Raw genomic sequence first — 25,586 nt, 5'->3', positions numbered from 1 at the left:
TGCCGCTCACCCGTTCGCCGTGCGCCGGGGTCGGGTCCCTCTCACCCTCTTCCGCGCTCATGTGCCGTTCGGGCGTTTGCCGCGCGCCGGGCCAGTCCCCCCACCCTCGTCCGCGTCCACGCCTTCACCCGCGCCCGCGTGCCGCTCAGGCGATTGCCGCGCGGAGCCTGGGCCTGTCCGTTTTCGGGTGGCTGTGCGCCATGGTCGATCTTGTCCGGCTGGTTCTGAGTGCCGTCTCGGAGCGCTCGAGACAGCACTCACGACCAGCCGGAACCGACCGGCTGGCGCTGAGGGCTGTCTGAACGGTGCCGAGACAGCGCTGACGACCAGCTGGGCAAGATCAGCCGCTATCCGAACAGTCCCCGGTCTGAGCTGCCACTCGTGCTTCTCCGCGCCCGGGCTCCGCTCGGGCGTTTGCCGCGCGCCGGGTTGGGTTGCCCGGTCATCTTCCGTGCCCGGGTGCCGCTCTGGGTGCCGTCTCAGCGCCGTTGAGATGGCACCCAGGGCCAGCCGGACAAGATTGACCTCGTCGCGCAATCGCCTGAAAGCGGACACGCCCGAACCGGTCTCGCGTATTGCGTGCCAATTTGTAGCGCCCGCTTCATGGTGTCGACATTGAGGCGCGAGCCATTCCGGATGGCCAGCCGGAAAAGTGCGGCAGGTGAAGGAATTGAAGTGTAAAGCGGCGGTGCTCGGTTCCTGCTTCAGCCACGAGACAAAGTTACTGAAGGCGCTTTCGTTCGCCGAAACGCGGCTCGGACCTCCGGATCTATTCGATTTCGCGGCGCGGGCGCGTGGGTGTTTTGTGCCTGAATAGCTGAGTTGGGGTTGTCTGGGCTGCCGGGCTGCATGGGACTGGCCGGCGTATCACCCGCGCTCGGTGAGGTGGGCTGACCAGTGGGCTTGGCTGATCGCCGGTTGGTGGCCCTGGCGGACGTGCGACGGAGCTTCGTCGGCGAGTGGCACCACATCGCGGAACAGTTGAGGGGTGACGTAGGCCTGCGAGCCCGGCAGAAGTCCTGTTTTCGCTGGCGGGTGCCATTGCTGACCGGCCCTGCTCTGGTTTCTGTCTTGGAGCGGCGGGCCGGCCGAGTCCCAGAGCCTCCACGCTGATGAGGGTTTGAGTTCGACCCTCGGCTGTCGAGAGCTGGGATCCCACGACCGCTCGTCGATCGGGCGTCGTTGCCCTGCCGGCGACCGTCGGTGAGCTGGTTGGGCGCCATGCTGCCGCTTCGAAGTAACGGGCTCGAATGTAAATACGGGGCGATCTCGCAGCCTGATCGGCGTGGTCGTCACCTTCAGCTCGGTTGCGGCTCCTGACCCCGGCATGGGCCTGGGCCACAGGAGAGGTTTGAGCGCAGACGCCGGCGTCGGTGCGGGCCTCGGAGAAACGTCGTGAGGGGATGCCGGTGTCGCCCCGGTCCCTGGGCATCGCGTGGGGCTGGTTACAGGGCTCCGGCAGGGCGTCGGCATCGGCGGAGTTGTCGGGAAGGGTTTGAGCGCGGGCGTCCGTGTGGGCCTGGGTTTCGGGCGGGGTGTCGGTGCGGACCTTCGGTAGGGCGTGGGTATGGGCCTCGGTCTCGGGCACGGTGTCGGCGTGAACCTTGGGCAAAGCGTGGCCCTGGGCCTGTGCGTGAACCTGAACCTGGACCTGGTCGTGGACCTGGGCGTGCGCGTGGACCTGGGCTTGGGTTTGTGCCTGTGTGCGGACCTGGGCCTGAGCCTGGGTGTGGGCCTGGGCCTGGGCCTGGGCCTGGGTGTGGGCCTGGGTGTGGGCCTGGGCGTAGGTGTGGGCCTGGGTTTGGGCGTGGGCATCGAGCACGGGGTCGGCGAGGGTGTGGGGCCTGGGGAGGGCCGGGGTGCGGGCGCGGCGCAAGCGCTGTGCGTGGCGCTGGCCCAGACCCCATGCGCGATGACGCTCATGCTCGCGGCGGAAGTCCTCAGCGGCCGGAGAGTAGTTGCGACGCGCGCGCCGATCGCGCATTGTGGCAATCGCTCTCGCAGTGAACAACTGGATCTGGGCCATGCATAAATTGTCCTGCGCCCGGAAGGAAAAGTGTAAGGCCGCACAAGAATTCGATCATGCCAATCTGGGAGGCGCGATCCGTGCGGAAATTGTTGTCACAATTCTCGCTAGATTTCCCGGCAGCGGGATGCATGCCTGATTCACCTGATCGCAATCGGTCCTGGCCGGTCGGGTGCCGTGGTGGTGAGTGGTGGGTGCGGCTGGCCGGCCGCCGGGTTGATGAGTGGTGGGGCGCGGCCGGTTGGTGGGTGTGCGGCCGGTTGGTGGGGCGCGACCTGGGCGGCCGGTTGGTGGGTGTGCGGCTGGTCGGTGGGGCGCGACTTGGGCGGTGGGTGGTGGAAGCGCGGCTGGTCGGGTGCCGTGGGTTGGTGGCGGTGGGGAGCGTGGCTGGTCGGGGGTGTGCCGGTGGTGGGGGCGGGGGGTTAGGCGTCGTGGTGGCGGAGCCGGCGTGGCTGGTCGGGGCTGTGCCGGTGGTGGGGCCGCGGGGGGTTGAGCGTCGTGGTGGTGGCGGTGGGGAGCGTGGCTGGTAGGGGCTGTGCCGGTGATGGTCGCCGGGTTGGGCGCCGTGGTGGGCGGGGGTGGCTGGTCGGGGTGGTGGGGCCTGGTTGGTCGTGGGGTGGGCCGGGTGCCGCGGGTGGGGTAGGGCCCGGAGGGTGAGTCGCGGGCCGGACCGGCGCGGGCCTCGCCTGATGGACCGGTGATCAGGTGGCGGACAGCTTGGGGACGGACTGGTTGTGGTTGGGGACGGGCTCGTCCGTACAGGATGCGGGGGGTTATGAGTGAGTGGCGCACCTCCATCGAGCCTCGTCGGGGTTCCACCAGCAGCGCGGGCAGGGGTGGTGGGGGAGGGGCGCCGCCTCGGTGAAGGCCTCCTCGGCGATCCATGCGGCGTAGGCGGCCGGGCCCATCTCGGCGATCAGGGTCGAGGTCTGGGTGGTCTGGGCGGCCAGGGCGCGCAGTTTGCGGTCCACAGTGGGTTCGTCGAGGGTGAGGTGCAGGGTGAGGGCCTGTTCCGGCCGGGTTTTCGGGTAGCCGGGGAGGAAGATCTGGAAGCGGTCGTTGACCGTGCGCCATCGGTCGGCCCAGGTGTCGGATACGGCGGTCTGGAGCAGGCGGGTGTGTGCGGGGGCCGCGTGGTCGACGGCGGTGGCGGTCCAGCGGGCGACGGCCTGGTGGTCGGGGTGGCCGGTGTTGCCGTCGGGGCCGAAGCTGACGACGGTGTCCGGGCGGATCTCGGCGATCAGGGTGCTGAGCCGGTCGATCGCGGCGGCTGGTGGGATTTCGGCGCAGTGGCCGTCGGGGTAGCCGAGCCAGTGGTGTTCCTCGACGCCGAGCAGGCGCAGGCAGGCGTCGAGTTCGATGGTGCGGCGCTCGGCCAGGCGGCGTGGTGGCCAGGTTCGAGGGTCGGGCGTGCCGCGTTCGCCGAAGGTGGCGGTGACGCAGACCACCCGGGAGCCGGCGTCGCGGGCCAGGGCCATCAGGCCGCCGGACAGGTAGGCCTCGTCGTCGGGGTGCGCCCAGACGCCCAGGATGGTGCCGAGTTCGGTGAGCATGGTCTCACTCTGGGGCCGCGTGCTTGCCGAGTGCTTGCGGTTCGCTTGTACGGGTTACCCCGGAAAGGTGGCCAGCTCCTTCACGGCCATGGCGAGGCGGGCGTCGAATCCGGAGTGGACCAGTTCGCGGCAGTCGTGGTCGCCGGCGGTGGCGAGGCGGCGGATGTCGTGGATGGCGGCGCTGATGCGGTCGCGGACCTCGCGGATCATGTCGGCGGCGGTGCCCTGCCAACGGTAGGCGTCGAGCAGCATCCGCAGCCTGCGGGGCCGGTCGGCGAAGGCGGTCCAGCCCTCGGCGAAGGCTACGTCGCGGGCGTTGAGCGGGACCCAGGCGAAGGCGGTGAAGGCGAGGTCGGCGGCGCGGGTGACGGGGCCGGCGAAGTCCCAGCCGACGAAGCCGGTGAGGCGCTGCCCGGCGCGGGTGGCGTTGTAGGGCGCGACGTCGTTGTGGCCGATGACGAGCCCGGGTTCCCAGGCGCCGCCCTTGCGCCAGATCGCGTCGCCGGGCGGGACGAAGTCGGCGACGGCCTCGTGGTATTCGCGCAGCCACTGGGCGACCTGCCAGAGGGTGTCGTCCTGGCGGGTCCATTCGGGCCAGGGGAGCACGGTTCCGGTCCGTACGCCGCGGAGGGTCTGCTCCTCGACCGGCGGCGCGCCGTCGAATCCGGCGTCCGCCAGGTGCCGCAGCAGGGCCTCGACCGCGGGGGTCCAGGGCTCGCCCGGTAAGTCCTCGTCCTGATTCATGATCAACCTCCGGCATGGACGGTAGTCCGGAGATCATGGATCATGCATCGGCCGGGTGTCCGACCGGCCGCCGTCAAGTGACCGATATCGCCCAGGCCCGCCCCCCTTTTTCAGGGGAGCGGACCCGGCGGAGACTCAGGCGAAGATCTCGCCCGCGTCCGCCTTGGCGATCAGCAGCGGCGGCGGGGTGAACCGGTCGCCGTAGCGCTCGGCGAGCTGCCGGGCGCGGGCCACGAAGCCGGGCAGGCCGCCCTCGTACTGGTTGATGTACTGGAGCACACCGCCGGTCCAGCCGGGGTAGCCGATGCCGAAGATGGAGCCGATGTTGGCCTCGGCGACCGACAGCAGCACCCCCTCGTCGAGGCATTTCACCGTCTCGATCGCCTCGATGAAGAGCATCCGCTCCTTGAGGTCCTCGAACGGGATGCTCACGTCGGGCTTGGCGAAGGTGGACAGGCCCGCCCAGAGCCCGGTGCGCCTGCCGTCGGCGTACTCGTAGAAGCCGGCCCCGCCGGAGCGGCCGGGCCGCCCGAACTCGTCGATCATCCGGTCGATGACCTCGTCGGCGGGGTGCGCCTCCCACTGCTGGCCGGCGGCCGAGGCGGCGGCGCGGTACTCGTTGCGGATCTTGCGGGGCAGGGTGAGGGTCAGCTCGTCCATCAGCTGGAGCACCGGGGCCGGGTAGCCGGCTTGGCTGCTGGCCTGTTCGATGCTGGCCGGCGCGACACCCTCGGCGAGCATCGCGATGCCCTCGTTGGTGAAGGTGCCGATCACCCGGCTGGTGAAGAAGCCGCGGCTGTCGTTGACCACGATCGGCGTCTTGCGCAGGCGGCGGACCACGTCGAGGGCCCGGCGTACGGTCAGGTCGCTGGTCTTCTCGCCCTTGATCACCTCGACCAGGGGCATCTTGTCGACCGGGGAGAAGAAGTGCAGGCCGATGAAGTCGGCCTGGCGCTGGACGCCGTCGGCGAGCGCGGTGATCGGCAGCGTGGAGGTGTTGGAGCAGAGCAGCGCGTCGGGCGCCACGATGCCCTCGATCTCGGCGAAGACCTTGTGCTTGAGGGCCGGGTCCTCGAAGACGGCCTCGATCACCAGGTCGGCGCCGGCCAGGTCGGCCACCTGGTCGGTGGCGGTGATCAGGTCGAGCAGGGCGCGGCCCTTGTCCTCGCTGATCCGTCCGCGGCCGATGTCCTTGGCGACGATCTTCTCCGAGTAGCCCTTGCCGCGGACGGCGCCTTCGAGGGAGACGTCACGCAGGACCACCGGCAGGCCGGCGCGGGCGCAGACGTACGCGATGGCGGCGCCCATCATGCCGGCGCCGAGCACGGCCACCTTGGTGATCGGCGGCACCTCGCCGATGTCGCGCTGGCTGACCTCGTTCAGGTCGAAGAAGAACGCCTTGATCATGTTCTTGGCGACCGGGCCGGTGACCAGCTCGACGAAGTAGCGGGTCTCGATGACGAACGCGTTGTCCACATCGACCTGGGCGCCCTCGACGGCGGCCGACAGGATGTTGCGCGGCGCCGGGTAGAACGCGCCCTTGAGCTGCTTGCGCAGGTTCGCCGGGAAGGCGGGCAGCATCGAGGCGAGCGCCGGGGTGGACGGGGTGCCACCGGGGATCTTGTAGCCCTTGGTGTCCCACGGCTGGGCGGCGGCCGGGTTGGCGGCGATCCACTCGCGGGCCGCGGCGATCAGCTCCTCCGGGGTGTCCACCACCTGGTCGACGAGACCCAGCTTGAGAGCGGCGGCGATCCGGTGCCGGGTGCCCTGGAGCAGCACCTGGGTCAGAGCATTGACAAGACCGAGCAATCTCACGGTACGGACGACGCCGCCACCCGCGGGGAGGAGGCCGAGGGTGACCTCGGGCAGGCCGATCTCGGTCTTCGGGTTGTTCAGCGCGATCCGCCGGTGGCAGGACAGCGCCAGCTCCAGCCCGCCGCCGAGCGCGGAGCCGTTGATGGCGGCCACGACCGGTTTGCCGAGCGTCTCGAGCCGCCGGAGCTGGCCCTTGACCCGGGTGGACAGGTCGAAGACGTCCTGACCGCGGTCGGCCGGCACGGAGCCGAGCTGGTCCAGGTCACCGCCGGCGAACCAGGAGTTCTTCGCCGAGGTGATGATGACGCCGGTGATCTGGTCGCGTTCGGCCTCCAGGCGGGAGACGGTGGCCTCCATGCTGGCGACGTACGCGTCGTTCATGGTGTTGGCGCCGCGGCGCGGGTCGTCGAGGGTGAGCACGACGATGCCGTCGTCACCGCGGTCGTAGCGAATGGTGTCAGTCACTGTCGGTTTTCCCCTCAGAGCCGTTCGACGATGGTGGCGATGCCCATGCCGCCGCCGATGCAGAGCGTGGCCAGGCCGTACCGGCCACCGCGCCGCTCCAACTCGTCGACGAGGGTGCCGAGGATCATGGCGCCGGTGGCGCCCAGCGGGTGGCCCATGGCGATCGCGCCGCCGTTGACGTTGACCTTCTCCGGGTCGAGTTTGAGGTCGTCGATGAAGTGCAGCACGACGGCCGCGAACGCCTCGTTGATCTCGACGAGGTCGAGGTCGTCGACGGTCAGGCCGGCCTTGGCGAGCGCCTTGCGGGCGGCCGGGGCCGGGCCGGTCAGCATGATGGTGGGGTCGGCGCCGCTGAGCGCGGCGGAGACGATGCGGGCGCGCGGGGTGAGCCCGGCGCGCTGCCCGGCTCGCTCGGAGCCGATCATGACCAGTGCCGCGCCGTCCACGATGCCGGAGGAGTTACCGGCGCTGTGCACGTGGTTGATCTTCTCGACCCAGTGGTATTTCTGGAGCGCCACGGCGTCGAAGCCGCCCTGGTCGCCGATGGTGGCGAAGGAGGCGGGCAGCTTGCCCAGGCTCTCCACCGTGCTGTCCGCGCGGATGTGCTCGTCGCGGTCGAGGATCAGCAGGCCGTTGCGGTCGCGGACGGCGACGACGGAGCGGTCGAAGTAGCCGTTCTGCCAGGCCTTCGCCGCCTTCTGCTGGGAGCCGACGGCGAAGGCGTCGACGTCCTCACGGCTGAACCCGTCCATTGTGGCGATCAGGTCCGCGCTGATGCCCTGCGGGATGAAGTCGGTGTTCAGCGCGGTGTCCGGGTCCATGGCCCAGGCGCCGCCGTCGGAGCCCATCGGCACCCGCGACATCGACTCGACACCGCCGGCGAGGACCAGGTCCTCCCAGCCGGAGCGGATCTTCTGGGCGGCGATGTTGACCGCCTCCAGGCCGGAGCCGCAGAAGCGGTTGAGCTGGACGCCGGCCGACTCGTACGGCAGGCCGGCGGCCAGCGCCGCGGTCTTGGCGATGTCGGAGCCCTGGTCGCCGAGCGGGGACACCACGCCGAGGACCACGTCCTCGATGTCGGCCGGGTCCACCCCCGGGTAACGTCGCCGCAACTCGTCGATCAGGCCCACCACCAGTGAGATGGGTTTCACCCCGTGCAGGGATCCGGTCTTCTTCCCCCGGCCGCGCGGCGTGCGCACGGCGTCGTACAGATAGGCCTCGGTCGTCATCGACTGCTCCCCTGGATGCGAATTGCGGCTAACTTTTGCCGATGTTTCCGCTAGGTGTCAAGGATATGGCGACGAAGGTCGGGCGAACCACAGATCACCGATACGCTGTTCAGCATGAGCATCGCCGCGGCCGGCGAGCCGGCCCCAGCCGAGGTCCGCAAGCGGCCGAAGAACCGTAAGACGCAGCTCGCCCTGGCCGCTGCGGAGATGTTCTGTGACCGGGGTTACCACGGCGTGAGTCTCGACGAGATCGCCACCGTGGTCGGGATCAGCGGCCCGGCCATCTACCGCCACTTCCCGAACAAGTACGCGATGATGGTGCACGCCACCCGCCAGCTCGCCGACGCCGTGCTGGCCGCCACCGACCTGCCCGACGGCCCCGATCCGGGGCAGCGTCTCGACCAGTTGCTGGCGGTGCTGGCCCGGCTGGCCGTCGAGCACCGCCGGGTGGCCGGGCTCTACCAGTGGGAGTGGCGCTATCTGACGCCCGAGCACCGGGAGGAGTTCATGGTCGACCTCGGGGTGCTGGCGGAGCGTCTGGCCGTACCGTTGCGGGGTCTGCGGCCCGAGCTTTCCGGCCGGGACGCGGCCGCCATGGTCCGTGCCGCTCTCAGCGTGTTCGGCAGCCTGGGCACGCACCGGGCGGTGATCGCGCGGGGCCGGGGTGAGGCCGTCCTGCGCCGCGTGGCCTGGGCGGTGCTGCGCGACGAGCCGGCGACGCCGGCGGCGCCCACGACGGAGTACCCGGAACCGGAGCCGGCGCTGGGGGTGACCGCGCGCCGGGAGATCCTGCTGGCCGAGTCGGTCAAGCTCTTCCACCGGTACGGCTACCACGCCGTCGGTGTCGAGGACATCGGTCGTGCCGCGGGGATCAACGCGTCCAGTGTCTATCGTTACTTCCCCGGCAAAGCCGACATCCTGGCGGCAGCCTTCTACCGGGCCTCGGAGCGGGTCGCCGAGTCGACGGCCGCCGCCCTGGCCGGCGCGACCGACGACGAGGACGCGCTGCGCCGGATGGCGGAGTCCTACGTGGAGCTGACCTTCGAGCGCAGCGCGCTGGTGTCGGTCTACCTCGCGGAGAACAACAACCTGCCCGAGGCCGACCGTCATGAGCTGCGCAAGGTGCAGCGGCTGCACGTGGAGGAGTGGGTCCGGCTGCTCGGCCGGCTGCGGCCCGGACTGCCCGTCCCGGAGGCCCGGGTGCTGGTCCATGCCGGTCTCAACCTGGTCACCGACCTGAGCCGGCTGGTCCGTTTCGATCGTCGCTCCGGCATGGACCGGCACCTCGTCCGGCTCGCTCTGACGGTGCTCCGTGCCTGATCCACGACGAAAAAGTTAGGCCGGATTCGCTCGCCGCCTTCCCAGGAAGTTAGTGCGCGTTTACAGTCGCGCCATAGCCGTCCGTCTTCGGCTCTCCAGGAGGCAGCTCATGGATCCCGCCCTTGCACAGCGATGCTCAGACGTCGCCCGCGATCTGACGATTCCCGCACTGCTGCACCGCAACGCCACCGAACACCCCGATCTGCCGGCGCTCAGTTGGCTCGGCTCACCAGAGACGCTGACCTGGCGGCAGCTGCGCGACGAGATCACCGTGGTCTCCCGCGGGCTCGCCGACCTGGGGCTGAGCTCCGGCGACCGGCTGCTGATCATGATGTCCAGTCGGCCCGAACACTGGATCGTCGACCTCGCCGCCGCCCATCTGGGCGCCGTCCCGTCGACCGTCTACGCCACCCTCTCCACCGACCAGCTGCGCTACCTGGCCCGGCACAGCCACGCCGAGATCGTCGTCCTGGAGAACCAGGCGGCGCTGGAGCGCTGGCAGCCGATCCTCGACGAGGTGCCGGAGATCCGCCGGGTGGTGGTGGTCGACGCGGAGAACACCGGCGACAGCGACGCCGACCGGGTGGTCTCGCTGCGCCAGGTCGCCGTCCGCGGTTCCGCCGCACACCAGGCCGACCCGGCCGCGTTCGAGAAGGCGTGGCGGGAGGTCCGGCCGGACCAGCCGGTCACCCTGCTCTACACCTCCGGCACCACCGGCGACCCCAAGGGCGTCGTGCTCACCCACCACAACGTGATCTACCAGACCGTGGTCATGCAGCACACCATCGACACCCCGGAGCACACCGAGTCGCTGGCGTACCTGCCGCTCGCGCACATCGCCGAACGCGTCCTCGGCGTCTACAACCCGATCTACCGCGCCGGGCACGTCACCATCTGCTCCGACCCGGCCCAGCTTCTCGCCGGGCTGGTCAAGATCCGGCCGGTGTCGTTCTTCGGCGTGCCGCGGATCTGGGAGAAGATGGTCGCCGGGGTGCAGGCGCAGCTCGCCGCCGCCGACCCGCAGATCAAGGCGGCCGTCGACATGGCCCGGGAGGTGGCCCTCCAGGTCTACCGGCTGCGCGGGGCCGAACAGCCGGTGCCCGAGGAGCTGGCCGCCAAGCACGCCACCCTGGACGCCCAGGTGCTCAAACCGCTGCGCGCCAAACTCGGCATGGACAACATGCTGTGGGCCGGCAGCGGCGCGGCGCCGATTCCGGTCGAGGTGCTCGACTACCTGGCCAGCATCGGGATCGACGTCCTCGAGGTGTGGGGCATGACCGAGACCACCGGTACGGCGACGATCAACACGCCGGAGCACTTCCGTACCGGATCGGTCGGCCGGCCCAACGGCGGCATGGAGATCCGGCTCGCCGAGGACGGGGAGATCCTGGTCCGCGGGCCGCTGGTCTGCGCCGGCTACCTGCGCGCCGACGGCGGCATCGAGCCGATCACCGACGCCGACGGCTGGCTGGCCACCGGTGACGTGGGCGTCCTCGACGACGAGGGTTTCCTCACCATCACCGACCGCAAGAAGGAACTGATCATCAACTCGAGCGGGAAGAACATCTCACCCGCGCAGATCGAGAACCTGCTGCGGGCGCATCCGCTCATCGCGCAGGCGGTCGCGGTGGGTGACCGGCGGCCGTACGTGACCGCGCTGATCGTCCTGGACGAGGAGATCGCCCCGCTCTGGGCCCGGTCCAAGGGCCTGCCGTCCAGTGCCGTCGCCGAGCTGGCGAGCGATCCGGTGCTGATCGCCGAGATCGAGGCGGCGGTGGCGGTCGCCAACGCGAAACTGTCGCGGCCGGAACAGGTGAAGACGTTCCGGATCCTGTCGCGCTCGTGGACCCCGGAGACCGGGGAGCTCACCCCGACGCTGAAACTGCGCCGCCGGGTGATCCAGGAGCGCTACGCCGGCGAGATCGGCGCACTGTACGGCGGATGAACGGCACCGGCCGGAACAGCACTGTTCCGGCCGGTGACGTCAACAACACTCAGCGGCAGAAGATGCGCCATCCCCGGGCGAAGCCGGTGTCGTAGCCGCGCTCGTAACCCCGCTCGTAGGCGTTGCGGTAGCCGCCGCCGTACCGGTAGTTGTAGCCGCCTGCCTTGCGGCAGAACCGCTTGGCCTGACGGAAGCCTTCCTCGTAGCCGCGGTCGAATCCGGCACGGAAGGCGCCCCTCTCGCCGTAGCCACGGTAGACGTCGTCGTAGCGGTCCCGGTAGCGGTCCCGGTAGCCGTAGTCGTAGTCGTCGTCATCGTCCGGCGGCGGGTAGACGGAGGCGACGGTCATCGCGGTGCTGGTGTCCGGCGCCGCCATCGCGGGCGATCCGGTCAGTGACGTTCCGACGGTCGCCAGGACGAGCGTGCTGGCGGCCAGGACACAACTCTTGCGAAGTTTCATGAGTACTCTCCCCGTTGTCGCCGGAGCCTTTTGTGGCGTTCCGGCACTCGGCAAAAAAGCTACGCTTCAAGTCCGCGGGCATCCGGCGAAACGGCGTGGCAGAGACGTTCGGCCGGATTTCTGAGGTCGTTCAGGTAACAGCGCGCGAGCCAACCCGCGGAGTGGTATCAATCAGCGGCAGTTCTTCCCGGACCCCTTCGTGAAGCCCGACTCGAATCCCTGCGCATAGCCGCGCTCGAAGGCTCCGCCGCTCTTCGTCGGCGCGTCCCGGTAGCCCGACGGACGCTGGCACGACTTCCTGGACAGCTTGAGGCCGTCCTTGAAGCCCTCCTTGAAGCCCTTCTTGAACTGCTTCTTCGACGCCTTTCCGGTGTCGCGGAAGTCGTCGAACCTGCGATCGTCGTCCTGGAAGCCACCGGGCTTGCGGTCGTCGTCCTGGTAGCCGCCGCCGGGCATCCCACCGGGCATTCCACCGGGCATCCCGCTGTCGTCCGGGTAGCCGCCTCCGCCGGGGTAGCCGCCTCCGCCGGGGTAGCCGCCTCCGCCGGGGTAGCCGCCCCCACCGGGGTAGCCGCCACCGCCCGGATAGCCGCCACCGCCGGGGTAGTCGTCCCCGCCGGGATAGCCGCCACCGCCGTCGCCATACGGGTCGCCGGGTGGCGGATAGTCCACGCCCACCACGACGGTGTCCGGCGCGGCCACGGCCGGAGCGGCGGTGGTGAGGGCCAGCCCGGCAGTCGCCAGGACGAGGCACCCGGTGGCCAGAACACGATTCTTACGAATTCTCATAAACCAATCTCCTGATTCTCGCCGAGGCCGCCGGAACAGCGTCCCCGGCACTCGCCGATGAAGTTACGTGCCATTTCGGTCACCGTCCGGGAAACGGCCGACACGGTCGCGGACGGCCCGGTGACAACCGGACAAGAATGCCCGCGGAGGCCTTGTCGGACATGGTGGAAAGTGCCCGGGATCCGGCTGTGGGCTTGGTCATCCGGCTGTTCAGGTGAGACGCGTTCCGCGCCGGTAGGGCATGATGAGGCGGATTCACGGGTCGTCTCATCGGGGGTGGGTGTCGTTTTGGAGCCGGGCAACGGGCGTGTGCTGAAGCGCCGTCAGCTGCTGACACTGCTGGCTCTCACCGGCGCCGCCGGCTGCGGCTCGGCGTCGTCAGCGGAGACACCGGCCGCGCAGGCGGGAGGAGGCACTCCGCCGCCCGCGCCGCCGTCCGCGTCCCCCGGGGCGACCGCCCGGCTCGGCTCGGCGATGACCGTCACCTCCAGCGCTCCGGCCCCATCCGCCTCGGTGTCCACCGTGGCGTCCTCCGGTCTCGGCGGCGCCGTCCAGGCCCCGGCCGACCGGGTGATGCTCGGCTCCTATCTGGCGCTCGGCGGCCGGAGTCTCCAGCAGAGCCTCGCCCTGCGCCGCCGGCAGCTGGGCCGGGAGCAGCGGATCGTCCACCGGTTCTACCCGTGGGACGGCTATGTGCCCACCTCCGAGCCGGAGGTCGCCAAGAGCAGCGTCCTGATGGTCTCCTGGCACGGCGCCCCCTACGCTGGCATCCTCGACGGCGGCTCGGACGGCAACATCCGCTCGGTCGCCCGCAAGCTCAAGGGCATGAAACGCCCCATCCTGCTGCGCTGGGGCTGGGAGATGAACGGCGACTGGTTCGAGTGGGGCGGCGCACAGAACGGTCAGAGCGCCGCGAACTACGTGAAGGTGTGGCGTCGCCTGCACCGCATCTTCGCCGAGCAGGGCGCCGACAACGTGTCCTGGGTGTGGAGTCCCAACTGGAACTCGTCACCCGGCGACTCCTGGAACAGGGTGCAGGGCTACTACCCCGGCGACGACTACGTCGACTGGGTCGGCATCTCCGGCTACAACTTCTTCAACGAGACCCCGTCGACCCTGTTCGACCCGATCACCGACCGGTTCGGCGGCAAGAAGCCGATCATCCTGTCCGAGACCGCCGCGGTCCAGGGCAAGGCCAAGTGGATCAAGCAGCTGCAATCCTGGGTCGAGAAGACGCCCGCGGTCGGCGCCGTCGTCTGGTTCGACACCGACATCCAGGAGGGCACCGACAACAACTTCCGCTTCGACACCGACTCCGCCGCGCTCGCTGCCTACCAGGCCATGGCCCGCAGCCCCCGCTTCAGCGGTTGATTTTGATCGTACGGGCGGGGCGTGCAGACTTCGGGGATGTCCGGAGCGATGCGCAGCGTTGATGACCTGGTGGTGGCGGAGGTCACCGAGCAGCGGCTGAGGTTCCTGTTCTTCTGGGGGCACCAGCCGGAGCACGACGGCAGCATCGGCGCCGGCTGTCTCAGTCAGTGGTTCCCGTCGCCGTTCACGGTGGACGGCACGCGGTTCGCCACGGCCGAGCACTACATGATGTGGCGCAAGGCGGTGCTGTTCGGCGATGACGCCATGGCGCAGCGGATCCTGGCCGCCGGGCATCCGCACGAGGCGAAGAAGCTGGGCGGCCGGGTGGCCGATTTCGATCAGAAGACGTGGAACGAGCACCGCGTACCGATCGTGGTGGCCGGCAATCTGGCGAAGTTCGGCGGCGACCCGGCGCTGCGCTCCTACCTGCTGGGCACCGGCGACCGGATCCTGGTCGAGGCCAGCCCGCGGGACCGGATCTGGGGCATCGGCCTGTCCCGCGACGACGACGCCGCCTCGTCCCCGTCCCGCTGGCGCGGCCTCAACCTGCTGGGTTTCGCGCTCATGCGGGTCCGCGAGGAGTTGCGGTAACGGGGCGGTCGCCTTCCTCAGGAGAGCGTCAGAGTCTGACGTGGGGCGTAGCCGTCCCGTTTGAGCCAGTGATCGGTGTAGACGATCCGGGCCGGGCTGATCACCCCGAGCACGCAGCGTGACGGGTCGGCGAGGAAGCCGGCGCGTTCGGCCTCGTCGATCCGTGGGCTGACGATCGCCCAGTGCTCGTCGAAGGCGCTGTCCCCGGGCGCCAGCACCCGCGCGGTCCCGAAGAGCTGCGCCCCGCGGCTGCTCTCCGGCCCGGCGAGCGGCGCGAAGACCCCGGCCGAGATCCGCGGATCGGCCCGCAGGTTCCGGATCTTCGGCGAGCTGCCGAGCGACGTGAAGATCAGCGTGAACTCCCGCGAGAAGTAGCGGACCGGTGTGGCGTGCGGCGCCCCGTCCGGATCACTGGTGGCGAGCACGCACATGTTCAGCGACGCGAACAGGTTGAGGACACGCTCCGCGAGCCGGTCCCGCTCCAGTGTCCGGGTGGGCTTGATCGTCATCCCCCCAGCAAACACCCGGGCGCCCACCGCGGGAACGGCGGGCGCCCGGCGTGCGGGGAACGGGAGGCCGGTCAGCCGCCGAGGCTGGTGGCGGCGGAGCGGATCGCGGCGGAGAAGTAGCTGACCTGGGTGTAGACGCCGGGCTTGTTCGGGCGGGCGCAACCGTCGCCCCAGCTGACGATGCCGACCTGGACCCAGCCGGACGCGCCCTGGCGGAACATCGGGCCGCCGGAGTCGCCCTGGCAGGTGTCGACGCCGCCGGAGGTGTAGCCGGCGCAGATCTCCTCGGCGGCGATCACGTCGCCGCCGTACATGGCGGAGGAGTTGCAGGTGGCGTCGCTGACGAACGGCACGGTGGCCTTGAGCAGGTAGCGCTGCTGGGAGCCACCCTCGCTGGCCGCGCCCCAGCCGGCGATGGTGAAGGTGCCGCTGTCGTACGCCGTGGACGTGACGATCGGCAGCGTGGCGATGCCGGTCACCGGGCTGGCGAGGCGGACGAACGCCCAGTCGTCACCGTTGCCGTTGTAGCCGGGCGCCCGGTAGACGTAGTTGGACCTGCGGGTGATGCGGCTGGACGACTGGAGGTCGACGACCCCGAGGGTGGCGGTGATCGACGTGTTGGCGCCGGTGCGGCTGACGCAGTGGGCGGCGGTGAGCACGAGCGTCGGGCTGTAGAGCGCGCCGCCGCACCCCATCGAGAGCCGGACCATCCACGGGAACTCGCCCTGGGCGGCGCGGGTGCCGCCGACGACGTACGGAGTGACGGGGTCCGAGGCCGCCGCGGGGCTGGGGGACATGGTGGCGGCGGTGACGACCGCGGCCAGTATCGCCAGAAGGGTTCGCCATCTGCGCATCTCGGTTCTCCTCTGAATCTGGGGTGCACCGAGCTTTTCATTGATGTGCGTCGATATAAACATCCCGGCTCGCTTATATCGCGAGCGGGCGGTCCCGGCGGGAGCCGGAACCGCCCATCGGAAGCGAGGCTCAGCAGTACGTGGACTGCTTGTTGATCACCTTGTACGGGCAGTCCGCCGCCTCGGCCAGCATCAGCGCCGCCGTCCGGTTGCGGGAGGTCTGCGCCGGGATCACGCTGGCCGGCGGGTAGAAGCCGCCACCGCCCGAGCTGCCCGGGTACAGCTCGAAGGTGTACGCGAAGATCTTGTGCACGCCCCACAGCCAGTCGAGCGAGTCACCGTCGGTGATGTAGAGGTCGCTGGACTGCTGCGGTGTGTAGCCGTTGGTGGCCGCCATCTGCCGCCCCAGCGTGGCGAACGTGTTGGCCTGGTCGGCGTTCATGCCGGTGGCGGTGTTCGCCGTGGTGTGCCCGTACGGCCACAGCACCAGCTGCGAGTAGGAGTGGAAGTCGATGGCCACCTTGATCTGCTGCACCCCGCCGACGACCCGGCTGTTGACGAAGTCCCGGATGACCCGGGTCTCCGGCGCCGAGAACGCGGACGGACCGCGGTAGGTGGCCGACGACGTGCTGCCCGACGAGCCGCCGCAGCAGCCCCAGTTGTAGCCGTAGTTGCGGTTCAGGTCGGTGCCGACGTAGCTGGAGCCGCTGTTGGGCTGCCGGTTCTTGCGCCACGACCGGTAGCTGCCGGTGGCGATGTCGTACTCGACGCCGTCCGGGTTGACCATCGGGACGATCCAGATCTCCCGGGTGTCCACGATGTTCTTGATGCGCGTGTCGGTGGCGTACGACCTGGTGAACTGGCCGAGCAGGTAGAGCGCCTGCTCCACGGTCAGGTGCTCACGCGCGTGGTGGTTGGCGTCGAACAGCACCTCGGGCTCGGACTCGTCGGTGCCCACGTTGTCGGAGATCTTCACGGCCACGATCTGCCGGCCCTCGTACGTCGTGCCGAGCACCCGCTTGCTGGCGATCGCCGGGTACGCGGCCACCACCGAGTTGATCTCGGCGATCGTCTCGGCGTAGTTGTGGTAGGCCGAGTCGGCGGGCGGGAAGTCGAGCGTGCGCAGCACCGGTTCGACGGTGAAGCCGAGCCGCTTGAGCCGGGACACCTCGGCGCCGGTGGCGGTCACCGTGGCGACGCCGTGCTCGATGTCGTCGATCGACACACCGGTGCGGGTGATCGTGTTGCGCTGGGCCAGTGTGCGGACGTCGTAGATCTCGTACTCGCCGGCGGGGTCGGGCACCGGTTCGGCGGTGGCGGGGGAGGAGGCGCTGATCGCCGCGGTCGCGCACATCGCGACCGCGGCGAGCACCGCGAGGGACCGTCGTCTCATGAACGACCTCCGGATCTGGGGAAGACAGTGCTCACAGCAAACCCCCAGAGATAGAAGGTCAGCAATGCATCAGGCCATGTCAATATTCCCCTGGTCCTGACGTGATGGCCGCCGCAGCTCCTCCGGCAGATCGTCCGGCGGAGGCGGCGCACCCAGGTCGGACGGCCGGTAACCGGTCGGATAACCCGGGTACGTGTGGTTGCTCTTCGGCCTGCCGAGCACCGACTCACGGCGCGGCGGGAAGAACCGCAACGCCCCGGCGCGGGCTTTCAGACCGGCTCCGGCCAGGGCGCCGACCCACGCGGGGGCCGGCTCGAACCCGAACGCCCGCAGCATCCGGTCGTCGAGCATCCCGCGGACACCCAGGCGCACGGCCGGGCGCGCGAACCCCGGGAACCAGCCGGCGAACAGGCCGACCGTGTACTCCCCGATCTCCCGGTTGGTGTCCGAATAGACGAAGTGCTTCTCCTCGTACGAATCCTTGAAGTTCCGGAAATCCGGAAAGGTCTGCGGGATGTCCTTGATCCCCATCCGCCTGCCGACCTCGCGGTAGTAGAAGTAGGCCGCCAGCTTCTCGTTCGAGTGCAGCGGCCGCCAGCCGTAGCGGGTGATCCAGTCGATCGGGTCGTAGATGAACGTCGACAGCACGTAGAGCATGTCGTCGTTGCTGATCGCGTAGTTGCCGTGCGCCCGGTTCACCACCTTCAGCGCCTCGCGGCCGCGGTCCGAGTCGTAGCCGTGCGCCGCCATCTCCGCCATCAGCAGCGCCGTGTCGTCGTACCGTCGCTGTGCTCTGTCCCGGAATTCGCCGGTCGCCGCCAGCAGCTTCGAGATGCTCGGCACGCAGTAGGTGCGGAACAGCGCGAACTCCAGCGCCCGGGTGTAGTCCCAGGGGAACTCCTGTCCGGAGGAGATCTGGTAGATCTCCAGGTGGTCCTTCTCGGGGTCCAGCGCGGCGATGCGTCTCGCCAGGTCGAAACGGCCCATCTCAGCTGATCAACTCCTTCACACGGGCGATCTGGCGCAGCGGGTCACCGAACGGGATCACGTTCAGCACGGTCACTCCGGCCTCCTTGTACGCGGCGATCCGGTCCCGGACGTACGACTCCGGGCCGATCAGGCTGGTCAGCTCCAGCAGTTCGTCGGGGACCGCGGCCGCCGCCTCCTGTTTGTGTCCGGACAGGTACAGCTCCTGAATGCGGTCGGCGGCGGCCTCGAACCCGTACCGGCTGACCACGTCGTGGTAGAAGTTGCGGCCCTTGGCGCCCATCCCGCCGACGTACAGGGCGACGATCGGCCGGGCCAGATCCCGCAGGCCGGTCACGTCGTCGCCGATCGCCAGCGGACCGCCGGCCACCACCTCCAGCGGCGCCAGATCGGTCGGCCGTTTCGCCGCGCCCTCGGCCAGCGGCTTGCCCCACACGTCGGCGGCGCGCTCCGGGATGTAGAGGAACGGCAGCCAGCCGTCGGCGATCTCGGCGGTCATCCGGACGTTCGCCGCGCCCAGCGACGCCACGTAGACCGGGATCCGGTCGCGCACCGGGCGGGTGAGGATCTTCAACGGCTTGCCGAGGCCGTCGGGCAGCGGCATCCGGTAGAGCCCGTCGTGCTCGATCACCTCGCGCCGCCAGATCGCCCGGCAGATCTCGATGATCTCCCGGGTCCGGCCGATCGGCTTGTCGTAGGGCACCCCGTGCCAGCCCTCCACGACCTGCGGCCCGGACGCGCCCAGTCCCAGGATGGCCCGGCCGCCGGACATCGCGTCGAGCCCGGCCGCCGTCTGTGCGAGCAGCGCCGGCGTACGCGAATAGATCGGCAGGATCGCCGAGCCGATCTGCACCCGCTCGGTCTTCGCCGCGAGATAGCCCATGATCGTGGGAGCGTCGAACCCGTACGCCTCCGCCACCCACAGGATGTCGAGGCCCGCCCGTTCCCAGCCGGCCACCTCGTCCGCGGTCGTCCGCGGGTCTCCCGCATACATCAGTGTCGTTGCCAGGCGCATCGTCAAACCTCCCGTGTTTTTTGATATTTGATACGGTGAAGCCCGATAAAGCGAGAGGTAGACGGACATGCTCTCCGAAGAGGTCGCATCCGCGCTGCGGACCAGGATCATGTCCGGAGACCTTCGCCCCGGCGCCCGCATCAGGCTCGAGGAGGTCGCCGCCGGCCTCGGGGTCAGTATCACCCCGGTCCGGGAGGCGTTGCTGACACTGCGCGGCGAGGACATGGTCATCCTGGAGCCGCGCAAAGGATATGTGGTGGCCCCACTGTCCCGGCAGGACATTCTCGACGTCTTCCAGTTGCAGGGCGACATCGCCGGTGAGCTGGCCGCCCGGGTGGCCGTCGCGATCGGCGAGGCCCAGCTCGCCGAGCTGCGGGTGGCGCACGCCAAGGTGGCCCGCGCCCGCCGCGCCGCCGACGTCGAGACGTGCGAGTACGAGTTCCACCGTGCCGTGAACCGGATGGCCCACTCCCGCAAGCTCAGCTGGTTCCTGCGCACCGCCACCCGCTACACCCCGGCCCGCGTCTACTCCGCCGACCCCGGCTGGCGCGACGGCATGCGCACCGACCACGAGGCGCTGCTCACCGCCTTCGCCGAAGCCGACGCGGCCGGCGCCCGCACGGCGATGACCAGGCACTTCACCGATGGGGCGGAGCGCCTGGTCAAACACCTCGACGGCCTGGGCATCTGGGACAGCTAGCTAGCGCCCGTGGCGCATCCGGAAGAGCTTCACCGCCCGCGCCATCACCTTCGGGTCCCGGTCCAGCCGCATCAGATCCAGCGGCGCGTGGAACCGCTGCCGGGTCACCGACTGCGCCCGGGAGAACTCGCGCAGCCCGTCCGCCCCGTGGATCCGGCCGAACCCGGAGTCACCCACCCCACCGAACGGCAGTGACGGCACCCCGGCGAACCCCAGCACCGCGTTGATCGACGCCGCCCCGGTCCGCAGCCGCCGCGCGATGCCGGTCGCCGCGTGCGCGTCCTTCGTGAAGATCGACGCGGCCAGGCCGTACTTCACCGCGTTCGCCCGGCGGACCGCCTCGTCGAGGTCGGCGACCGGGTTCACCACCAGCGTCGGCCCGAACGTCTCCTCGGTCACCGCCGTCGAGTCCTCCGGCACGTCGGCCAGCACCACCGGCGCGATCCGGGCGCCCCGCACCGACTCCGGCCCGCCGACGATGGCCCGGCCGCCGCGGGCCAGCGCGTCCTCCACGTGCGACAGGACGATCGCCGGCTGCTCCGGGGTGGTCATCGGGCCGTACGACGCCGACTCGGCCAGCTTCTGCAATCGGTTCAGGAAGTCCTCGTAGACGGACCGGACCACGTACACCCGCTCCACGCCGGCGCACGTCTGCCCCGAGTTGCCGAACCCGCCGAACGCCGCCGCCCGGGCCGCCGCGTCCAGATCGGCGTCGGCCGCCACGATCAGCGCGTCCTTGCCGCCGCCCTCCACCACCAGCGGGGTCAGCGTCTCCGCGCAGGCCGCCATCACCTTGCGGGCGGTCGCCGCCGACCCGGTGAACGCGATCTTGTCCACTCCGGACCAGCACAGCGCCGCCCCGGTCGTGCCGTCACCCACCACGGCCTGGAGGACCGGCTGCTCACCCGGCCACGCCTCGGCCAGCCACTGCCCGGTGCCGGGGGTGTGCTCGCTCGGCTTGAACACGACCGCGTTGCCGGCGGCCAGCGCGTACGACACCGAGCCCAGCGGCGTGTAGACCGGATAGTTCCACGGCCCGATCACCCCGACCACGCCGAGCGGCAGGTACTCCACTGTCGCCGCGTGGTTGGCCGCCAGCATCCCGGACGGCACCTTCCGCCGGCCCAGCACCTTCGGCGCGCTGCGGGCCGCCCAGTCCAGATGCTCGACCGCGAGCATCACCTCCAGGACGGCGTCGTCGACCGGCTTCCCGGTCTCCGCCGACACCAGTGCGGCCAGTTCCTCGATCCGGGTGGCGATCGCCCGCTTCCAGGCGAGCAGCCGCACCCGGCGCTCCTTGAAACTCAGGCCACCCCACCAGCGGGCGGCGTCCCGGGCCCGGTCGACGGCGGCCCGGACGGCCTCGGAATCGGCGACCGGGTACTCCCCGACGACGTCCGTGGTGCCGGGTGAGTAGGAGCGCAAGACAGTGCCCATGGCGAACTCCCGACGCTGAAAATTTGATATTTGATATGTTACGGTCGCTGTCAACATTACGCGCCACCTGCACAAACCATCGGAAGGTGACGACATGAGCATCGATCTAACGGATGAGCAGCGGGCCTTCGTGGACGCCGTCGCCGACTTCTGCCGCCGGGAGACCGGCACCCGCGAACAGCGCGGCGACGGCCCCCACCACCCCGACATCTATCGCAAGATGGCCGACCTCGGCTGGCTCGGCGTCACCGTCCCCGACCAGTACGGTGGAGCCGGCGCCGGCATGGTCGACACCTGCCTCTTCCTCGAACAGGTCGGCTACGGTCAGGCCCCCGTCGGCGGCTTCACCACCTCCGCGATCGTCGCCGCCGCCGTCGAACGCTCCGGCAGCGAACCCCAGAAGAAGACCGTCCTCGGCGGCCTCGCCACCGGCCGCGTCTACGCCATCGCCATGTCCGAACCGGAAGCCGGCTCCGACGTCGCCAACCTCTCCTGCCGTGCCGTGCTCACCGACGACGGCTACGTCATCAACGGCCAGAAGACGTGGTGCTCCAACGCCCACATCGCCGACGCCATCCTGCTGGTCGCCCGCACCGCGGGAAGCCCCGGCGACCACCATGGCCTCACCATGCTGCTGGTCCCCACCGACAGCCCCGGCCTGCGGATCAGCGGCATCGAGACGATGGGCGGCCGGGAGGTCAACGACCTCTACCTCACCGACGTCGTGGTCCCCGCCGACGCCGTCGTCGGCACCGTCGACCGCGGCTGGCAGCAACTCATGGCCGGCCTCAACGTCGAACGCCTCATCCTCGCCGCCCTCATGCTCGGCACCGCCCAGCGCGCCTTCGACGACGCCCTCGACTTCATCAAGCAGCGCAAACAGTTCGGCCGCCCGGTCGGCTCCTTCCAGGCCCTGCGCCACCGCGTCGCCGACCTGGCCACCGAGATCGAATGCTGCCGCCTCCTCGTCCACCGCGTCGCCACCCTCACCGACCGCGACCCCCACAAGGTCCTCCCGCGCGAGAGCTCCATGGTCAAACTCAAGACCACCGAGGTCGCCCGCCAGGTGGCGCTGGCCGGCATGCAGATGATGGGCGGCTACGGCTACGCCACCGAATACGACATGGAACGCCACGTCCGCGCCACCCTCGTCAGCACGATCTACGGCGGCACCAGCGAAATCCAGCGCGACATCATCGGCAAGACCTACGGCCTCTGAAGACCACCCCTTTCCGGTACGGGTGAGCCCGCACCACAACCACAACGACGGCCGTCCCGCCAGTTCGGGACGGCCGTCTGCCGGGTCAAGGCCGTAGGCCCGCTGCGGGCGTGACTGCGACCAGGGCTTCAGTGCCGCCACCACATCCGGCCCGGTGATCGCAATGCCGGTAACCCGGTGGACGGTCGTGAACCGCTCCCCGGAATGACTTCCGTTCACTGTCGGTAATGCCGCGAATACCGTGGTGTGAAGCGGCTACGGAAGGCGGGGATGCCATGGGAACGGCGACGATCAGGCGGATGGCGGTTCTGGCGGGATTCCTCGCGAGCCTCCTGATCGCGACACCGGCCAGCGCCGACAGCGACGACGAGATCTGGTACCAGCCCGGTGGCGACCAGTTCACCCCGTCGTTGATCTGGCATTTCGACTCCGGCACCGGCAGCGGGTATTCGACGACCTATCTACCCAGCCAGACCGCATGGCCGGTACAGAGTCAGAAAACCTTCACCTACGAGGTGTCCGAGTCGACGATCACCCTGAAATACCCGGTCTGGGGCACCACCGGCACCGTCGAACTGCTCCGGTACGCCGACTCCTCCGACACCCTCACCGTCAAGGTCGACGGATACCAGCAGAAATGGTACGGCTGCCAGGCCTCCGGACTACCGGCCGCGGTCATCGCGGCCTGCTGAGGCGGCTCGGCACCTTGTTTTCGCGCCTGTTTCGGCAGCTAAGCCCGGATGCGGCCGCACGGGCGCGCCCCGGCAGAAGATCGCCGGGAACTCCCGGGAACGGGGCGAATGCGGCGGAACTGCCAGTCCCGTACCGGAAAAGGGGTGATGAATTTGAGAGAGTGGCCCCGTGCTGAGCGAAAGAGACCGGGAAACCGCCGCCGAAGCCGGGATCGTGGTTTTCGCGAACCGGATCATCACCGAAGCGGAACCGCCGATCGACGGCGAAACCCTCGCGGCCGTGGCGGCGCGATGTTCCGGAACCATTCCGGTGGAACTGGTCGCGCTGTGGCGGACCGCTTTCGGCGGGCGCCTCGATTACGACCTGGACGCGCCCGTCTCGTTCAGCGAGGTGTTCGGTTCCCACGACGGCTATCACGACCTGTGGGGATGGATCGACCACGAGGCCGAGCTGGCCGGATCACCGAAGCTGCGATATCTGCCGTTCGGCGGATTCGAATACCTCGACCGGCTCTATGTGGACACTCACGGCGGCGGCGCCGTCGTCTACTGGCAGCAGGGACTCCCACCCGGATGGGAGCTGGAAACCGGTGACCACGCCGATGCGCTGGCGTCCGGGCTGACCGAGTTGTTCGGGCGGCTGGCCCTGGAGGAAGACCCGTGGAACGGCGGCGATTCCGGCCTCGAACTGCGCGACGCGATCGACGAACTGGGCGACGAATCACCGGACGTGGCCCAGAAACTGCGGGATCTGGCCCGGTCGACGATTCTCGACTGGCGTGCGGCGCTGGCACGGGGCGAGATCGCCGCACAGCCCCGGATGCGGCGCATCGGCCTCGACCGCGCCGCCGCGACCGGCGACATCGACCTGCTCGACCGCCTGGCCGCCGCCGGCTGCAACGTGGCCGAACCGGTCCGCAACGGCCTCACCCCGATCGACATCGCCCTCGCCAACCGGCATCTCCCGGCCGTCGAATGGCTGCTGACCCGCCAGGTCCCGGTGACGAACACGCTGCGCGTCGGCGCCCACGCGGCCGACGCCACCCTGGCCCGCCGCCTCGCCGCACAGGGCGCGCTGATCACCCCCGACGCGTTCGGCCACGTCGTCGAGAGCGAGGACATGGACCTGGTGACATTCCTGGCCGCGTCCCTGCAACCGTCGGAGGAGATGCGCCACCACGGCCCCCGGCTGCGGATGCAGGCCGCCCAGTGCCGGATCGCCGCCGACCAGACGGCCGACGAGACACTGCGCCACCGCTCAACCGTGCTCCGGGAACTCGCCGAACGCTTCGACCCCGGCGGCCGCTAGGCTGTCGCGCGAGTGGGGACCGTAGCGCAGAGGTCGTCGCGCCGCCCTGCACAGGCGGAGGACACCGGTTCGAATCCGGTCGGCCCTCACTCCCCTTCCGGCCAGCGCACGCGGTTTCGGCCCACCGTCTGCCGTCCGCATAATCGGGTTCCCGGGGGAGTGGCGCGCTGCCAGGCTCAACCGGGTGACGACCTTCGCGCTCCAGGCCGTACCCGAAGATGCCGCCTCCTGGCTCGCCCTGGCGAGACGGGCCGAGGCCGCCGGGTTCGACGCCCTCTACTCGCCCGACCATCCCGGATCCTGCGCCGCCCCGAGCGTGGCCCTCGCCGCCGCCGCGGCGGTCACCGAGCGGATCGGCCTCTGCGCCTACGTGTCCAATGCGGGCGTACGCGAGCCGATCCACCTGGCCGTCGACGCCGCCACCCTGGACGTGGTCTCCGGCGGCCGTGCGCGGCTCGGCCTCGGCGCCGGGCACACCCCGGCCGAATGGCAGGCGATCGGCCGGCAGCGACCGGGCGTCAACGACCGGGTGGACCGCTGCCTGGCCGTAGCCGCGGCCACCCGGGCCCTGCTCGCCGGCGACACCGTCACCGTCCACCAGGCCGGACTCGACATGCACGAGGCCCATCTCGCCAAGCCCCGCCCTGTGCAGGAACGCATCCCGCTGCTCCTCGGCACCGCCAACACCCGCATGCTGCGCTGGGCCGGCGAACACGCCGACATCGTGGGCCTCAGTGGCCTGGGCCGCACCCTCGAGGACGGCCACCGGCACGAGCCCCGCTGGCTCCCGGACCAGATCGACCACCAGATCGAGCAGGTCACGGCGGGTTCGGCCGGCCGCGACACCCCGCCCGCCCTGGAGGCTCTCGTCCAGATCGTGGCGGTCACCGACGACGCCGAGGCCGAAGCCGCACCCCACGCCGAACGCCTCGGCATGACGGTCGCCGACGTCCTGGCCGCGCCGTTCGTGCTGATCGGCACGCCCGCCGAGATCCGCGCCGCGATCGAACGCCACGAGAAGCGCTGGGGCATCACCCGCTACGCGGTCCGCAAAGACGCCTTCGACGCGATCCAGTCCCTCGGCCTCCTGACCGCGAGCCATGCATCATCCTGATCCGCCTGCCGCGGCGCCGCCCAACGCGATGTCCGAATCTCGCTAGCCG

The 25,586-nt window shown here is 70.0% G+C and carries 22 protein-coding genes and 1 tRNA gene; 11 read left to right on the top strand and 12 right to left on the bottom strand.

Annotation, left to right across the window (positions count from 1 at the left end):
• The first annotated feature begins 1,567 nt into the window (after nt 1-1,567).
• Nucleotides 1,568-2,032, top strand: a complete 465-nt coding sequence (locus IEZ13_RS16330; RefSeq protein WP_183222027.1) for a hypothetical protein — start codon at nt 1,568-1,570, stop codon at nt 2,030-2,032.
• 767 nt (nt 2,033-2,799) lie between these two features.
• On the opposite strand, the gene IEZ13_RS16325 is transcribed toward IEZ13_RS16330, so the two are convergent.
• The 4 genes from IEZ13_RS16325 to IEZ13_RS16310 all read right to left on the bottom strand — a co-directional run bounded on the left by IEZ13_RS16325 (nt 2,800) and on the right by IEZ13_RS16310 (nt 7,832).
• Nucleotides 2,800-3,579, bottom strand: a complete 780-nt coding sequence (locus IEZ13_RS16325; protein ID WP_183221701.1) for a PIG-L deacetylase family protein — start codon at nt 3,577-3,579, stop codon at nt 2,800-2,802.
• A gap of 54 nt (nt 3,580-3,633) precedes the next feature.
• Nucleotides 3,634-4,323: a phosphotransferase gene (locus tag IEZ13_RS16320; RefSeq protein WP_183221703.1), complete on the bottom strand. Its 690-nt coding sequence runs from the start codon at nt 4,321-4,323 to the stop codon at nt 3,634-3,636.
• A gap of 135 nt (nt 4,324-4,458) precedes the next feature.
• Nucleotides 4,459-6,603 carry a 3-hydroxyacyl-CoA dehydrogenase NAD-binding domain-containing protein gene (locus IEZ13_RS16315; protein WP_183221705.1) on the bottom strand — a complete coding sequence of 715 codons (2,145 nt, stop codon included), beginning with the start codon at nt 6,601-6,603 and terminating at the stop codon, nt 4,459-4,461.
• A gap of 14 nt (nt 6,604-6,617) precedes the next feature.
• A complete protein-coding gene (locus tag IEZ13_RS16310; RefSeq protein WP_183221707.1) occupies nt 6,618-7,832 on the bottom strand; it encodes an acetyl-CoA C-acetyltransferase in 1,215 nt (404 codons plus the stop codon).
• 114 nt (nt 7,833-7,946) lie between these two features.
• Between IEZ13_RS16310 and IEZ13_RS16305 the strand changes: the two genes are divergently transcribed.
• Nucleotides 7,947-9,152: a TetR/AcrR family transcriptional regulator gene (locus IEZ13_RS16305; RefSeq protein WP_183221709.1), complete on the top strand. Its 1,206-nt coding sequence runs from the start codon at nt 7,947-7,949 to the stop codon at nt 9,150-9,152.
• A gap of 109 nt (nt 9,153-9,261) precedes the next feature.
• The gene (locus IEZ13_RS16300; RefSeq protein WP_183221711.1) at nt 9,262-11,097 is read left to right on the top strand and encodes an AMP-dependent synthetase/ligase; all 1,836 of its coding nucleotides are present in this window, start codon (nt 9,262-9,264) and stop codon (nt 11,095-11,097) included.
• A gap of 49 nt (nt 11,098-11,146) precedes the next feature.
• Here the strand turns inward: IEZ13_RS16300 and IEZ13_RS16295 are convergent, their stop codons facing one another.
• Entirely contained in the window at nt 11,147-11,557 is a 411-nt protein-coding gene (locus IEZ13_RS16295) for a hypothetical protein (RefSeq protein ID WP_183221713.1), read from the bottom strand.
• A 171-nt stretch (nt 11,558-11,728) separates the two neighbouring features.
• Nucleotides 11,729-12,346 (bottom strand): hypothetical protein, encoded by a 618-nt coding sequence (locus IEZ13_RS16290; protein ID WP_183222028.1) that lies wholly within the window; start codon nt 12,344-12,346, stop codon nt 11,729-11,731.
• Between the two features lie 276 nt (nt 12,347-12,622).
• Here IEZ13_RS16290 and IEZ13_RS16285 point away from each other — a divergent pair, with 276 nt between their 5' ends.
• Nucleotides 12,623-13,717, top strand: coding sequence for a glycoside hydrolase family 26 protein (locus IEZ13_RS16285; RefSeq protein WP_183221714.1), 1,095 nt, complete (start codon nt 12,623-12,625; stop codon nt 13,715-13,717).
• A gap of 48 nt (nt 13,718-13,765) precedes the next feature.
• Nucleotides 13,766-14,308 carry an NADAR family protein gene (locus tag IEZ13_RS16280; protein ID WP_229794731.1) on the top strand — a complete coding sequence of 181 codons (543 nt, stop codon included), beginning with the start codon at nt 13,766-13,768 and terminating at the stop codon, nt 14,306-14,308.
• Nucleotides 14,309-14,325: 17 nt separating this feature from the next.
• Here the strand turns inward: IEZ13_RS16280 and IEZ13_RS16275 are convergent, their stop codons facing one another.
• From IEZ13_RS16275 to IEZ13_RS16255, 5 genes are all read right to left on the bottom strand, one after another.
• Entirely contained in the window at nt 14,326-14,817 is a 492-nt protein-coding gene (locus IEZ13_RS16275; RefSeq protein ID WP_183221718.1) for a pyridoxamine 5'-phosphate oxidase family protein, read from the bottom strand.
• Between the two features lie 71 nt (nt 14,818-14,888).
• A complete protein-coding gene (locus IEZ13_RS16270) occupies nt 14,889-15,671 on the bottom strand; it encodes a S1 family peptidase (RefSeq protein ID WP_183221720.1) in 783 nt (260 codons plus the stop codon).
• Nucleotides 15,672-15,801: 130 nt separating this feature from the next.
• Complete coding sequence (locus IEZ13_RS16265) at nt 15,802-17,064, bottom strand: M14 family metallopeptidase (RefSeq protein ID WP_183221722.1); 1,263 nt, start codon at nt 17,062-17,064, stop codon at nt 15,802-15,804.
• 69 nt (nt 17,065-17,133) lie between these two features.
• Nucleotides 17,134-18,051 carry an oxygenase MpaB family protein gene (locus IEZ13_RS16260; RefSeq protein WP_183221724.1) on the bottom strand — a complete coding sequence of 306 codons (918 nt, stop codon included), beginning with the start codon at nt 18,049-18,051 and terminating at the stop codon, nt 17,134-17,136.
• A gap of 1 nt (nt 18,052) precedes the next feature.
• Nucleotides 18,053-19,066 (bottom strand): LLM class F420-dependent oxidoreductase, encoded by a 1,014-nt coding sequence (locus IEZ13_RS16255; RefSeq protein WP_183221726.1) that lies wholly within the window; start codon nt 19,064-19,066, stop codon nt 18,053-18,055.
• A 67-nt stretch (nt 19,067-19,133) separates the two neighbouring features.
• Here IEZ13_RS16255 and IEZ13_RS16250 point away from each other — a divergent pair, with 67 nt between their 5' ends.
• Nucleotides 19,134-19,766, top strand: a complete 633-nt coding sequence (locus IEZ13_RS16250) for a GntR family transcriptional regulator (protein ID WP_183221728.1) — start codon at nt 19,134-19,136, stop codon at nt 19,764-19,766.
• On the opposite strand, the gene IEZ13_RS16245 is transcribed toward IEZ13_RS16250, so the two are convergent.
• Nucleotides 19,767-21,203, bottom strand: a complete 1,437-nt coding sequence (locus tag IEZ13_RS16245) for an aldehyde dehydrogenase family protein (protein WP_183221730.1) — start codon at nt 21,201-21,203, stop codon at nt 19,767-19,769.
• A 94-nt stretch (nt 21,204-21,297) separates the two neighbouring features.
• Here IEZ13_RS16245 and IEZ13_RS16240 point away from each other — a divergent pair, with 94 nt between their 5' ends.
• From IEZ13_RS16240 to IEZ13_RS16220, 5 genes are all read left to right on the top strand, one after another.
• Entirely contained in the window at nt 21,298-22,422 is a 1,125-nt protein-coding gene (locus IEZ13_RS16240) for an acyl-CoA dehydrogenase family protein (RefSeq protein ID WP_183221732.1), read from the top strand.
• Nucleotides 22,423-22,721: 299 nt separating this feature from the next.
• Entirely contained in the window at nt 22,722-23,114 is a 393-nt protein-coding gene (locus IEZ13_RS16235) for a hypothetical protein (RefSeq protein ID WP_183221734.1), read from the top strand.
• A 169-nt stretch (nt 23,115-23,283) separates the two neighbouring features.
• A complete protein-coding gene (locus tag IEZ13_RS16230; protein ID WP_183221736.1) occupies nt 23,284-24,423 on the top strand; it encodes an ankyrin repeat domain-containing protein in 1,140 nt (379 codons plus the stop codon).
• Nucleotides 24,424-24,437: 14 nt separating this feature from the next.
• Nucleotides 24,438-24,512: transfer RNA gene (locus IEZ13_RS16225), tRNA-Cys, on the top strand.
• Between the two features lie 95 nt (nt 24,513-24,607).
• Nucleotides 24,608-25,537 carry an LLM class flavin-dependent oxidoreductase gene (locus IEZ13_RS16220; protein ID WP_183221738.1) on the top strand — a complete coding sequence of 310 codons (930 nt, stop codon included), beginning with the start codon at nt 24,608-24,610 and terminating at the stop codon, nt 25,535-25,537.
• Nucleotides 25,538-25,586 lie beyond the last annotated feature (49 nt).

Source organism: Actinoplanes campanulatus, assembly GCF_014647795.1.
Classification (GTDB): domain Bacteria; phylum Actinomycetota; class Actinomycetes; order Mycobacteriales; family Micromonosporaceae; genus Actinoplanes; species Actinoplanes campanulatus.
Note: the sequence above shows the minus strand (reverse complement) of the source record. Positions and strands in the feature narration are given on the sequence as shown.

Excerpts from the sequence above, each read along its gene's own strand:
- IEZ13_RS16325 (WP_183221701.1), bottom strand. The coding sequence starts at position 3,579 with ATGCTCACCGAACTCGGCACCATCCTGGGCGTCTGGGCGCACCCCGAC.
- IEZ13_RS16310 (WP_183221707.1), bottom strand. The coding sequence starts at position 7,832 with ATGACGACCGAGGCCTATCTGTACGACGCCGTGCGCACGCCGCGCGGC.
- IEZ13_RS16250 (WP_183221728.1), top strand. The coding sequence starts at position 19,134 with ATGCTCTCCGAAGAGGTCGCATCCGCGCTGCGGACCAGGATCATGTCC.
- IEZ13_RS16300 (WP_183221711.1), top strand. The coding sequence starts at position 9,262 with ATGGATCCCGCCCTTGCACAGCGATGCTCAGACGTCGCCCGCGATCTG.
- IEZ13_RS16270 (WP_183221720.1), bottom strand. The coding sequence starts at position 15,671 with ATGCGCAGATGGCGAACCCTTCTGGCGATACTGGCCGCGGTCGTCACC.
- IEZ13_RS16280 (WP_229794731.1), top strand. The coding sequence starts at position 13,766 with ATGCGCAGCGTTGATGACCTGGTGGTGGCGGAGGTCACCGAGCAGCGG.
- IEZ13_RS16235 (WP_183221734.1), top strand. The coding sequence starts at position 22,722 with ATGGCGGTTCTGGCGGGATTCCTCGCGAGCCTCCTGATCGCGACACCG.
- IEZ13_RS16265 (WP_183221722.1), bottom strand. The coding sequence starts at position 17,064 with ATGAGACGACGGTCCCTCGCGGTGCTCGCCGCGGTCGCGATGTGCGCG.
- IEZ13_RS16260 (WP_183221724.1), bottom strand. The coding sequence starts at position 18,051 with ATGGGCCGTTTCGACCTGGCGAGACGCATCGCCGCGCTGGACCCCGAG.
- IEZ13_RS16330 (WP_183222027.1), top strand. The coding sequence starts at position 1,568 with ATGGGCCTCGGTCTCGGGCACGGTGTCGGCGTGAACCTTGGGCAAAGC.
- IEZ13_RS16290 (WP_183222028.1), bottom strand. The coding sequence starts at position 12,346 with ATGAGAATTCGTAAGAATCGTGTTCTGGCCACCGGGTGCCTCGTCCTG.
- IEZ13_RS16275 (WP_183221718.1), bottom strand. The coding sequence starts at position 14,817 with ATGACGATCAAGCCCACCCGGACACTGGAGCGGGACCGGCTCGCGGAG.
- IEZ13_RS16320 (WP_183221703.1), bottom strand. The coding sequence starts at position 4,323 with ATGAATCAGGACGAGGACTTACCGGGCGAGCCCTGGACCCCCGCGGTC.
- IEZ13_RS16255 (WP_183221726.1), bottom strand. The coding sequence starts at position 19,066 with ATGCGCCTGGCAACGACACTGATGTATGCGGGAGACCCGCGGACGACC.
- IEZ13_RS16245 (WP_183221730.1), bottom strand. The coding sequence starts at position 21,203 with ATGGGCACTGTCTTGCGCTCCTACTCACCCGGCACCACGGACGTCGTC.
- IEZ13_RS16240 (WP_183221732.1), top strand. The coding sequence starts at position 21,298 with ATGAGCATCGATCTAACGGATGAGCAGCGGGCCTTCGTGGACGCCGTC.
- IEZ13_RS16305 (WP_183221709.1), top strand. The coding sequence starts at position 7,947 with ATGAGCATCGCCGCGGCCGGCGAGCCGGCCCCAGCCGAGGTCCGCAAG.
- IEZ13_RS16295 (WP_183221713.1), bottom strand. The coding sequence starts at position 11,557 with ATGAAACTTCGCAAGAGTTGTGTCCTGGCCGCCAGCACGCTCGTCCTG.